General features: G+C 45.4%; 12 protein-coding genes and 1 other annotated feature. All 12 genes read right to left on the bottom strand.

The window, feature by feature from the left end; genetic code table 11:
• Positions 1-11: 11 nt before the first annotated feature.
• A complete protein-coding gene (locus NtB2_RS01885; protein ID WP_109245254.1) occupies positions 12-239 on the bottom strand; it encodes an Eco47II family restriction endonuclease in 228 nt (75 codons plus the stop codon).
• Between the two features lie 98 nt (positions 240-337).
• Complete coding sequence (locus NtB2_RS01880) at positions 338-1,333, bottom strand: DUF4062 domain-containing protein (protein ID WP_109245253.1); 996 nt, start codon at positions 1,331-1,333, stop codon at positions 338-340.
• Between the two features lie 45 nt (positions 1,334-1,378).
• Complete coding sequence (pheS, locus tag NtB2_RS01875; protein WP_109245252.1) at positions 1,379-2,419, bottom strand: phenylalanine--tRNA ligase subunit alpha; 1,041 nt, start codon at positions 2,417-2,419, stop codon at positions 1,379-1,381.
• A gap of 308 nt (positions 2,420-2,727) precedes the next feature.
• Positions 2,728-3,120 carry a CdiA C-terminal domain-containing protein gene (locus NtB2_RS01870; RefSeq protein ID WP_109245251.1) on the bottom strand — a complete coding sequence of 131 codons (393 nt, stop codon included), beginning with the start codon at positions 3,118-3,120 and terminating at the stop codon, positions 2,728-2,730.
• A 35-nt stretch (positions 3,121-3,155) separates the two neighbouring features.
• The gene (phnX, locus tag NtB2_RS01865; RefSeq protein WP_109245250.1) at positions 3,156-3,920 is read right to left on the bottom strand and encodes a phosphonoacetaldehyde hydrolase; all 765 of its coding nucleotides are present in this window, start codon (positions 3,918-3,920) and stop codon (positions 3,156-3,158) included.
• A complete protein-coding gene (phnW, locus tag NtB2_RS01860; RefSeq protein WP_109245249.1) occupies positions 3,917-5,002 on the bottom strand; it encodes a 2-aminoethylphosphonate--pyruvate transaminase in 1,086 nt (361 codons plus the stop codon). Before phnW ends, phnX begins: the two co-directional genes overlap by 4 nt.
• An 11-nt stretch (positions 5,003-5,013) precedes the next feature.
• Positions 5,014-6,036, bottom strand: coding sequence for an extracellular solute-binding protein (locus NtB2_RS01855; protein WP_165814934.1), 1,023 nt, complete (start codon positions 6,034-6,036; stop codon positions 5,014-5,016).
• A 1-nt stretch (position 6,037) separates the two neighbouring features.
• Positions 6,038-7,771, bottom strand: coding sequence for an ABC transporter permease subunit (locus NtB2_RS01850; protein WP_109245247.1), 1,734 nt, complete (start codon positions 7,769-7,771; stop codon positions 6,038-6,040).
• Complete coding sequence (locus NtB2_RS01845; RefSeq protein WP_225867034.1) at positions 7,761-8,543, bottom strand: ABC transporter ATP-binding protein; 783 nt, start codon at positions 8,541-8,543, stop codon at positions 7,761-7,763. Before NtB2_RS01845 ends, NtB2_RS01850 begins: the two co-directional genes overlap by 11 nt.
• Before the next feature lie 221 nt (positions 8,544-8,764).
• Positions 8,765-9,121 (bottom strand): 50S ribosomal protein L20, encoded by a 357-nt coding sequence (gene rplT / locus NtB2_RS01840; protein ID WP_109245245.1) that lies wholly within the window; start codon positions 9,119-9,121, stop codon positions 8,765-8,767.
• 157 nt (positions 9,122-9,278) lie between these two features.
• Positions 9,279-9,479, bottom strand: coding sequence for a 50S ribosomal protein L35 (gene rpmI / locus NtB2_RS01835; RefSeq protein WP_109245244.1), 201 nt, complete (start codon positions 9,477-9,479; stop codon positions 9,279-9,281).
• 48 nt (positions 9,480-9,527) lie between these two features.
• Positions 9,528-10,028 (bottom strand): translation initiation factor IF-3, encoded by a 501-nt coding sequence (gene infC / locus NtB2_RS01830; protein ID WP_263970103.1) that lies wholly within the window; start codon positions 10,026-10,028, stop codon positions 9,528-9,530.
• Between the two features lie 58 nt (positions 10,029-10,086).
• Positions 10,087-10,217, bottom strand: a sequence feature (ribosomal protein L20 leader region).
• Positions 10,218-10,839: the final 622 nt, after the last annotated feature.

Genomic DNA, 10,839 nt, shown 5'->3' with positions numbered 1-10,839 from the left:
ATTTTAACCTCTTATTTATTGAATCCATTATAACTTTCAAAACCAAGTAAATAAACCGCCAATTCGATTGATATATCTTGTTTTTCAGAAATTGCTTTCAGTTCTTCTAAAACTGTATCTTTAGGAGTTTCTAATTTATCAGCTGCACTAACCACTTGCTTGATAATATTTGGCAATACCATACATAATTTATAGAATGCCTTACTATCCCCAGTTACAATCTCATAAAATTTATCCATAACGGTTGAGGCTTACTGCCAACACACCAAAGTAGGATAGGAAATTCCTAGGCCGAGCTTTTGACAACTCCAGCTGGGTTGTTTTTTATTTTTTAAAATTAGAACGGTAAATCATCATCGTTTATTTCTAATGGACGTGGCGGTATCTCTTCCTCAGTATAGTGTATTCCCTTTTTCAAGATTTGACTTGATGGAAGTTTCAATATTTTACCTTCTGAATCATACAACTCATTTGAAATAGAGATTGTCTTAACTTTATCTTTACTTACTAACTGATATCTTGTAACCTCATCAAGTATATCATCAAAAGGATCTTCTTGTTTGATATAACCATAAGACCCTAAGAAATTTTCAATTCCACTTCTATCCTTTAGCAAAATTCCAACTAAAGTAGGATCTATATTTAAAAATTCAATTAATTTAACAGTAGTTGAAAGTTGATAAAAAGTTGAACCATCAATAATCTTACCAACTGTATCACTCTGACTTTCCATTTTTCTTAAAAGAATTGCCATCTGATTAGAAAGAGCTTGAAAGTCTTCAAAAGTCTTCGAATCCGTTGGTGTCGCAGATTGCTGTATTAATCGCTGAAACAATCCAGCAAATTGATTTTTCAAGGCATTAATAATATCAGCAACTTCTTTAAAACTTTCCATTGGGAGATTAGTTTCATTATTTATATCTGTTATAAATTGATGAATCTTTATATCATCTGCATAGTAAGTCTTGAAACTTTCTGTATCTTTATTAAGCTGGTAAGTTTTATTTTCTGTATAAACATCTGCTTGAACGAATAAATAAACTTTTTTCTTTTGATTTACTGCCGTTTTCAGCTCATTCATTGTAATAGAATAGTTTCCTTTATCTTCTGACTGTGTGCCAAATTTATTTCCAATAATGCAAATTAGAATATCACAATTTGCTATCTCATCATAACAAGAATCTTCCAAACTTTTATCTTGTGTATAAGCAACTCCATTGCGTTCATGCATTATTGGTTCATAACCTAAACTTTTAACAAAATTCTCTAAATCTGCTCTGACATGAATTAAATCATAAAAAGTCGAACTAATAAACACTTTAGGCACTGCCATATCTTCTTTTAAACACTTTCCATAATAATTTGATTTATTCTTCTTTTACTTCCCAAACTGCTCCAAGAAACGCAAATCTCCCTGATAAAAGCCACGAATATCATTAATCCCATAACGCAGCATGGCAATCCGTTCTTGACCAAGTCCAAAGGCGAAGCCTTGATATTCTTTAGGGTCCAAACCTGCCATTTCAAGCACATTTGGATGGACCATCCCAGCGCCTAAGATTTCAATCCAGCCTGTGTGCTTGCAGACGTTACAGCCGGCACCGCCACATTTGAAGCATGAGATATCCACTTCGATAGAGGGCTCTGTGAATGGGAAGTAGCTCGGGCGGAGGCGAATTTGACGGTCTGCACCGAACATTTTCTTCATGACAAGGTCGAGGGTTCCCTTGAGGTCTGCCATCGTCACATGCTTATCAACGACAAGCCCTTCAACCTGGTGGAATTGATGGGAGTGGGTCGCATCGTCCGTATCACGACGGTAAACACGTCCTGGTGCAATCATGCGAAGGCCGCCCTTAGACCAGTCATGGCTGTCAAGAGTCCGGGCCTGCATTGGGCTGGTGTGAGTCCGGAGCAGGATGTCATCTGTGATATAGAAAGTATCCTGCATGTCACGCGCAGGGTGATCTTTTGGCAGATTCATCCGCTCAAAGTTGTAGTAGTCGGTCTCGACCTCATAGCCGTCGACCACCTCATAGCCCAAACCGATAAAGATGTCTTCGATTTCTTCCTGGGTCTGGGTAAGGATATGACGCGTCCCTTGCTTCTGTGACTTGCCAGGCAGGGTCACGTCAATCCGCTCACTCTGCAGGGCCTTTGTCATCTCTTCTTGCTCGATGACCTCTTTTTTTTCTTCAATCAGGGCGTTAACCTTATCCCGGAAGTCATTGGCCAGAGCCCCGATTTTTGGCCGTTCATCGCCTGAGAGGTCCTTCATTCCTTTAAGAATTTCTGTCAGCTGACCTTTTTTCCCAAGAATATCCACCCGGATATCATTGAGCATCTTCTCGTCTTGAATAACTGCCAGCTTTGCCAGCGTATCTTTACGCAGTGTTTCGATGTTTTCTTGTAATCCCATTTTTTCCCTTTCAAAATAAAAATACCGCAGTATCTCTCCAACAAAGGAGCGAAAACCGCGGTACCATCCTATTTTTTACTTAATTTTTTGACTTATTTAATTCAAATCGGGTGAACTTCGCTCAGTGGCTGATATCCTGCCTTACAGTCGATGGGCTGGATTCCCTGGAAAAAGCCGTGCTGAGTTACTCTTCCGTACTTACTTATTCTATCTGTTTTCAGGGGATTTGTCAAACGAAAAAAGGGACAGAGGCTGGCCTGTGCAGTTCAGCACTGGCGTCCTCTATCCGTTAATCTTATTATATCAAATTAGCCTTTGATGTCAATGATTTTCCCTCGCTTTGTGATGAGTTTCAACCTCCTTACACCAGCAAGGCTCTTCTCAGTCTTGACTAAAAAATGTCTGATTTCCTCATCAGCGAGTTTACATCTTCTTGTATCAATGATAATGTTACGAGATTGCTTTATGGCCCGCTTGATATTGCGGTCTATCGTAGCTTTAGAAGTTCCGGTCGGGGATTTAATCTCCCAGAGCACCCCATTGATTTCAACATCTGGCGTCTTCATATCCTTGGACCTTCTCGGGCTCAAGAAAAGAACATCAAAACCTGCGTGCATGAAAATTTTAGCCGTGAGCATTTCATGTTCTTCAGGAAATGCCCCATACTCTGTTCGTATGCTTCCCAACTTTTTATTTTTCATTGCAGTAATTTAGTCGTCTATCCCTATTTCAAAAATCAAAGATAAGCCACTAACTCTCCCAAATTCTGCAAGACCACATCCGCCCCAGCCTCCAGGAAGACCTTCTTGACAGCAAACGACCTCTGCTCCTGCTCATCAGGACTCAAGGTCTCCCACTCTTCTTCAGATAGGGCCATGACAGACGAGCCTTCGACAACAGCAAAGCTCTTGATGCCGGCATGCTTTGCCTCTAGGACATCAGCGACAGTATCGCCAATCTTGATGACATTTTCAGTCGACATGACTTCCAATCGCTTGAGATTTTCAAAAATCATATAGGGGTAGGGACGGCCAAAGCCTGCAACTTCTTCGGGCGTTACGGCCATGTCTGGTGTATAACCGAGCCTGGCCGCTGCTTCTGCCACCGGCTCAAGCATGGCCTTGGTGTAACCTGTCGTTGAGCCAATTTTAATGCCTTTTTCCCTGAGGAGCTGAGCAATTTCGAGCGTGCCCGGCTTCAGGCTGGTCCCCAGTCTCAGATGACTCATCAGCTTATCTGTAAAGACTTCCAAAATTTGGTCGACATCCTCATCATTGTAATCACGCCCTTTTAGCTCCTTAAATGCGGAGTTAATCCTTGGCATTTCAAGCATGGCGATGATGTGGTCGCGCTTTAATATGCCCATCGGCTCTCTGACCTCCTCTAAGGTCACGCCAATCCCCTGACTTTCAAAGGCATCCACAAAGGCCTGAACCGGGCTAAAGCATCCATAATCTACGGTTGTCCCTGCCCAGTCTAAAATTACTGCTTCAATTTTCATTTGCTAAAATACTCCTTCATCACTGCTGTGAGTAATTTTATATCTTCTGGATAAATCTCGCCGATAACACCGATTCTAAAGGTGTCCATATTATTTAGCTTTCCTGGATAAATCGCATAGCCCCGTTCTTTGATAAAGGCATACATGTCCTTGAAGTCAAAATTATCCCGAGGATAATGGAAGGTGGCAATAAATGGTCCCTGGTTGTCCTCGGTGAGGTAGCTCATCAGGCCAATTTCCTTGAAGTTTTCAATAAGGATGCCCATGTTACCTGCATAGCGGGCATGTCTGGCTGGAATCCCGCCTTCTGCTTCAAACTCCTTCAGTGCCTGCTCAAAGGCAATGACAACGTGGGTCGGCGAGGTAAAACGCCATTTGCCATCAAACATACCGTCATACTGGGCATGGAGGTCAAGCGAGAGGGTGTCTGCCTTTCCACGACTGACTTCAAGGCTGGATTTTTTAGCAATGATAAAGGAAAAACCCGGCACGCCCTGGAGGCACTTATTAGCAGAAGAAATCAGGTAGTCAATGTCCAGGCCTGTGACATCAATCTCAATACCGCCAAAGCTCGACATGGCGTCGACAATAAAGTAAAGGTCTTTTTCCTTGCAGAGCTCAGCAAAGGGCTCCAGGTCATTGAGCATACCAGTCGTGGTCTCAGAATGGACCATAGCGATGTGGCTGATTTCTGGATGAACTCTTAGGAGGTCACTAACCTCATGGACATCAGGCTGTTGGTTGTAGGCCTGCTCGTAGAGGACAAAGTTGAGTTTGTGGGCAGCTGCAATCTCGCCGAGCCTCTGGCCATAAGCCCCGTTTGACAGGATAAGGAGGCAATCCTCGCTGTCCAGGACACTTGAAATCACAGATTCTACACCAAAACTCCCTGAACCCTGCATCAAAATGCTGGTGTAGTCCTGGCCTGAAGCACCAGCGATTTCAAGGAGTTTGGCTCGGATGTCTTGCGTGATCCGCTTGTAGTCATCATCCCAGGTGCAGTGGTCGACCAGCATGGCCTCTTTGACCGTCGCCGTCGTGGTCAGAGGTCCTGGTGTTAAAAGTTTGTATTCTTGCTTCATCTTGCCCTTTCTTAGTTTGCAGCTGCTTTTGCTTTTTCAAAGATTTGGATTTGAGACTTCAGGAGGTCCGTGCTCAACGGCTTGTCGAAGTATTCTCCTCGGAGACTTTCATTGTTGCTTTCCTGCTCGCCCTTGAAAATGGCTGGTGGATAGTAGCCCATCAGGTCTTTGCGGGTTTTCGTTGCCAGGACTTCAGCAATTTTTTCAGTCTTGTCCTTAATGTCCTTGTGCTTGACCACAGCGACAGACTCGGTCAAGACGTAGTTGCCTTCACTGGCATTGATGACTTCGATGGGTTGACCTTGTTTTTGAGCTTCGACACCCTGTTGACGAAGGCCAAAGGCAACAGCAACCTGTCCGCTGGTCACGTCCTGGACTGGGGCTGAGCCGGAGCTGGTCAGGTGGGCACCAGCATTTTTAATCAGGCCGGTCAAGATGTTTTGAGCTTCTACTTCTCCGTATTTGGAAATAAGGGCTTGGACCATCAGCCAACCTGTGGTCGAGGTTTCCAGGCTTGGAAATGAGATAAGGCCTTTGTATTCTGGCTTAGTCAGGTCTTTTATAGAGCTTGGCTTGGCTAGCCCCTTGCTCTTGAGGACTGCTGTGTTGACCATAAGCGAGCCTTCGAGGCCAAGAATTGGGCTTTGGAAGCCTTCCTGCTTGAAATTATCTAGGAGATTGCCAGGCGTTTTCCAGTCGGCAAACATGTCTTTCGACTTTTGGGCAGAGTCGATATAGAAGGTCGAAAGAGTGACCAGGTCTGCCTGGAGGTTTGTCCCTTCGGCGTTGACCTTGGTGTTGAGATCAGCTGAGCCAAAGTCTACAAACTTGTAGGCTCCCTTGTAGCCATTGTCATCGAGGGTCTTTTTCATGACGGTCTCTGCTTCCTTATCAGCATTGGTGTAGATGACGACTTCTTTGCCAGATGTGGCATCTTTTGAAGCCTTGGATGAAGAGCAGGCAGAAAGGGCGAGAAGACCTGTGACCGAGAGGCTGATAATCGCTGTTGTTGTGATAATTTTTTTGAAATTCATCTTATTCTCCATTTGTTGTGTGTTCGACGGTTGATAATTGATTGGACTCGAGGCTGATGGCCTCTTTCTTAGAAAGGATACGCTTTTTATAGTGGCTGGTCCTAGCTCTCAAGGCTGAAAAATCATAGCTTCCTAGGAAGTGGAAGATGAGCTTGACCAGAAGGTTTGTTCCAAAGAGGAAGAGGGCAAGGACAAAGACCTGGGCATATTGATTGAACTGCTGGAGGCTCTGCATGCTTGTCGTGATGGTCTGGCTGTCTACGCCGACCAGGAAGACGATAGCTGAGATAGTGACCATGGATTGGATGAAAAGGTAGCTCATCATTTCAAAGATTGTATGGCGAATGTTGGGCAAGATGACCTTGAAGATGGTCTTTATGAAGCTATCGCCCAGGAGTCTTGAGGTCGTCTCATAATGCTTTGAGAGCTTGCTCAGTGCCTGGATCGCCATCTGGTAAGGGCTGGCCAGGAAATGAATCAGATTAACCAGGACCAGGAGCCAGAGCGAGCCATTGAGTGGCGTGCCTGAAAAGATAAAGAGGAAGGCAATCCCCAAGACCATACCTGGAATGGCATTGGTCATGTTTGACAGGAAATGAAAAACTGCAAATACTCTACCTGCAATCCGACTCCTCGTCGCCAGATAGGCCATGGCAAAATAGAAGACACTACCGATAAGGGCTGTCAGCATTGCCATTTTCAGGGTCAACTGATAAATCGAAATCAGGCTCTGGTTGTTAAAGACCTCCTGAAGATGGACCAGGCTAAAGTCCATCACATAAGGATAGGCTGTGACAAAAGGAACAACAAATATCGGTAGAAAAACTAGGATACTGAGGGAAATAATCAGGAGTGAAGCCCCGCCAAAGACCCAGTCCCAGGCTCTGCCAGCAAAGGCGACGAAGCTTGATTTTGCCTGTTGCTTGACCTGGAAGCGTTGAAGGAAGACCATCAAAGCCGTCGTCAAGAGACTTGGAAGGAGCATGAGAAGGGCAATCACTGTCCCCTGGCCAAAATTGGCCAGAGCCCCCTGCATCTGGCTAAATAAGAGGCTGGAGAGGAGGGGATAATTGCCAGCCAGAGCACTTGGCAGTCCAAAGTCTGTGAAGCTTAGGAAGAAGGCTTGGATAAAGGCAAGACAGATGCTGATAAGGAGGGGACGAATCAGGCAAGTCCAGAAACTCCTGAGCCTCGAATCCCCCATTAACCTTGAGACTGTAAATAATCGCATGTCGATGTATTTCATAGAAGAATTAAGCAGGATAAAGGCAATCGGGAAGGTATAAATAATAAAGCCGATGACCATGCCCTGGGGGCCAAAAGGGGTGAGGATGAGATTGTCATGATTCAGGCGGGTTAGCGGGCTCTGGGCACCGAAGGCATAGATGATGCTGTAGCCATAGGCCAGGGTCGGCAGAAACATGGGGAAGAGGGCAAGTGTCTCAATGGCCTTTTTCAGCAGGGCCGACATCTTTGTGAAATTGACTGTAAAAGCTAAGATAAAGGCCAGAATCACAGCAAAGAAGGCGGAGAGACTGGCTAGAAAGAGGCTGTGGCCAAAGGCCAAGCCAATGTCGGGCCGGCTGAGCGTTGCCTGGATATTGGCCAACGTAAACTGGCCCTCGCTCGTAAAGGCAAGGATCAAGAGCCTGCCCAGGGGGAGAATCAGGAGGCTGGCAAAGAAGAGGAGAATCATTAGATTTAGGCTGATGGCTGGCCATTTTTTAGTAGTCAAGCTGGAACTCCTTCTTGCCTGCAAAGAGCTTCATGATGTTTTCCTTCTTGCTTTCAAGTTGCTCGAGGATAAAATTTTTCACAAAGCTGTTGGCTGGGGATGCGACGATTTCCTCTCTGGTCCCAAACTGGGCCACCCGGCCTTTTTCCAGAATCAGGACCTTATCCGACATGGTCAAGGCTTCTTCTGGGTCGTGGGTCACGATGATGGTCATGAGATTCATCTGCTTGGCAATCTTGATAATCCGTTGCTTGATGCCCTCTTTAATCATGCCGTCAAGGGCTGAGAGGGGCTCGTCCAGGAGGAGGATTTTAGGCTTCATGACCAGGGTCCTCGCCAGGGCCACCCGTTGCTTTTGGCCACCTGAGAGCTGGTCAATCCGTTTTTTGAGATGGGGGCCAAGGTCGAGAAGGTCGATAAGCTCGGCTAGTTCTGCTTCTGATGTTAAGCCTTTTTTATTGGCCAGACCATACCTGATGTTTTTGTCGACCGAGAGGTGGGGAAAGAGGGCGTAGTCTTGAAAGACGATGTTGAAACCTCGTTTCTCCATGGGGAGGCAATTGACCTCCCTGTCCTCATAGAGGATTTTTCCAGCATCCGCCTGCTCTAGACCCAGAATCAGGTTTAAGAGGGTGGTCTTTCCGCAGCCTGACGGCCCTAGAATAGAGAGGATTTCTCCATTTTTTAGGCTGATTGAAATATCCGAGAGGACCTTACTTGTGGCAAAGCTCTTGTCAATCCCAATCAGCTCAAGATCATGTAAACGGGGCAATTTCATTTCTCCTTAATATTTTTATTACTCTTTTATTATCTCTCAGATGAAAGCTTTTGAACGTAAATAGTTGGTAAATATTAGGTAAACAGTATGTTAATGGTTTAGAGAGATTGGATGGACAAGTTTAGAAAAAGAAAAAAGTCGAGGTCAACATGACCTCAACTTTAGTGATAATAGCAGGGAAAACAAAAAAAGCCCTAAGGCCTCTTCATTACTTCTTATTTCAAAGCATCCTTAGCTGTATCAGCAAGCACCTTGAAAGCTTTTTCGTCTGATACTGCCAATTCAGCAAGCATCTTACGGTTTACTTCAACTTCTGCAAGTTTCAAACCGTGCATCATTTTACTGTATGAGATACCGTTCATACGAGCAGCTGCATTGATACGTGCAATCCACAATTTACGGAAGTCGCGTTTCTTTTGACGACGATCGCGGAATGCATAGTAGTATGAGTTCATGACTTGCTCTTTAGCAGTCTTGAAGAGACGGTGCTTAGCACCATAGTAACCTTTTGCGAGTTTTAATACGCGTTTGCGGCGTGCACGAGTTGCAACGCTTCCTTTAACACGAGCCATGTGTGTTCTCCTTTAATAATTCTTAGATAATATTCTTAATTTAATTTTGTCGAGAGCTGAACAATGTAATTACTTCATCGTCTCCCTCGGCCTTGCCTCGGGACTAGCTCCCACCGTAACGGTCCCCCGGACCGTTACTTGAAATAATCCTTTCGGATTATTTCATCGTCGCTACCATACGACGGATACGCTTGAAGTCTCCCTTAGAAACCATACGTGCCTTACGAAGTTGGCGACGTTGTTTTACAGTCTTACCGTGGAAACGGTGAGAAGTGTAAGCGCGGAAGCGTTTAAGACCGCCTGAACCAGTACGTTTGAAACGTTTAGCTGATGCGCGGTGTGTTTTTTGTTTTGGCATTTTTAATTCTCCTTGGATTTTTATAGTAAGCAGGCCTGAGCCTGAAGACTAATCTTTTTTCTTGATGGGAGCCAACTGCAAGAACATTTGGCGGCCATCCATTTTGGCACGTTGTTCGACCGTAGCAACTTCTTCAGTCGCCTTGGCAAACTTGTCCATGACCTGACGTCCCACATCTTGGTGGGTAATCATCCGGCCCTTGAAACGGATAGAAACTTTGACCTTGTCGCCTTTTTCAAGGAACTTGATGGCCTGGCGAAGCTTGGTATCAAAGTCGTTTTGGTCAATAACGGGTGACAGACGCACTTCTTTGACGGAAACAACCGCTTGCTTCTTCTTCGCTTCTTTTTGTTTCTTCTTTTGCTCAAACATGAATTTGGTATAATCCATGATTTTCGCAACAGGAGGCTCTTGATTGGAAATCAGAACCAAATCCATGTCGAGCTCTTCGGCCTGGTTCAAGGCTTCAGCAGTAGGTGTTACACCCAGCTGTTCGCCGTCAGCACCGATGAGTCGCACCTCACGTGAGCGGATTTGACCGTTCATCAGAGGTTTTCTTGAATCTTGTTTTGCGATGACTCGTTCTCCTTTATAAAATTAGTTTTTTTAAGAAAAACAAAAGCGGAACACCATCAGTGCCCCGCTCATGAAAACATTCGTTTTAATTGAATAATTCCATTTCGTCTGCCCAGGGCTATCGGCTCCTTAGGCGAGAAGCGGGTGCTTCTGCTTTTCAACTTTTTCATTATATAACATATATTCTTTCTTGTCAAGAATTTTATTTTTTGCCTTGCAGGCGGCTTTTCCCTTCGGGGGTGGGATGTTTCTAATAATGGAGTGCTCGGTGAGCTAGCTACGACTATTTCTAAGTGTCATTTAGTCTCGCCAAGGCGAGCCGTCATGCCACTAAGAAATAGTACTTGCGGATCTCACCTGCGCGGAAGACTAAGCAGCAGAGCTGCTTGTCTTCCCATTATTAGAAAATCCCCTAGGGATTGGCCTTCGGCCCTTTTGCCTTGCAAAAGCCGCGAAGCGGGCCGCCGAAGGCGGGAGCGGAGCTCTAACCCAGGGGATTTTCTAGTAGTGGGATTATGAGAAAGCTTTGCTTTCCCATAATCCGCGGAGCGGAAATCCGCAAGTAGTGTTGCTTTGCCATGCGACGGCTCGCGTGAGCGAGACTAAGCAGGGCTTAGCAACACTCGAAGCTAGTTCCGCGAGCACCCACTACTAGAAACATCCCCTAACCCGAAGGGGACTTCCACCGAAGGTGGGCCCGAAGGGCCAGCCGCCTGCAAGGCACAAATAAAAAAGGGGCCTGGGGAAATTCCGGCTCTTTGTCAAATCGTGTGGGACATTTCCC

This window comes from Lactococcus termiticola (genome assembly GCF_003116835.1).
Classification (GTDB): domain Bacteria; phylum Bacillota; class Bacilli; order Lactobacillales; family Streptococcaceae; genus Lactococcus; species Lactococcus termiticola.
The sequence above is the reverse complement of the archived record's forward strand: the minus strand, read 5'-3'. Positions and strand labels throughout refer to the sequence as shown.

Excerpts from the sequence above, each read along its gene's own strand:
- NtB2_RS01885 (WP_109245254.1), bottom strand. The coding sequence starts at position 239 with ATGGATAAATTTTATGAGATTGTAACTGGGGATAGTAAGGCATTCTAT.
- NtB2_RS01880 (WP_109245253.1), bottom strand. The coding sequence starts at position 1,333 with ATGGCAGTGCCTAAAGTGTTTATTAGTTCGACTTTTTATGATTTAATT.
- pheS (WP_109245252.1), bottom strand. The coding sequence starts at position 2,419 with ATGGGATTACAAGAAAACATCGAAACACTGCGTAAAGATACGCTGGCA.
- NtB2_RS01870 (WP_109245251.1), bottom strand. The coding sequence starts at position 3,120 with ATGAAAAATAAAAAGTTGGGAAGCATACGAACAGAGTATGGGGCATTT.
- phnX (WP_109245250.1), bottom strand. The coding sequence starts at position 3,920 with ATGAAAATTGAAGCAGTAATTTTAGACTGGGCAGGGACAACCGTAGAT.
- phnW (WP_109245249.1), bottom strand. The coding sequence starts at position 5,002 with ATGAAGCAAGAATACAAACTTTTAACACCAGGACCTCTGACCACGACG.
- NtB2_RS01855 (WP_165814934.1), bottom strand. The coding sequence starts at position 6,036 with ATGAATTTCAAAAAAATTATCACAACAACAGCGATTATCAGCCTCTCG.
- rplT (WP_109245245.1), bottom strand. The coding sequence starts at position 9,121 with ATGGCTCGTGTTAAAGGAAGCGTTGCAACTCGTGCACGCCGCAAACGC.
- rpmI (WP_109245244.1), bottom strand. The coding sequence starts at position 9,479 with ATGCCAAAACAAAAAACACACCGCGCATCAGCTAAACGTTTCAAACGT.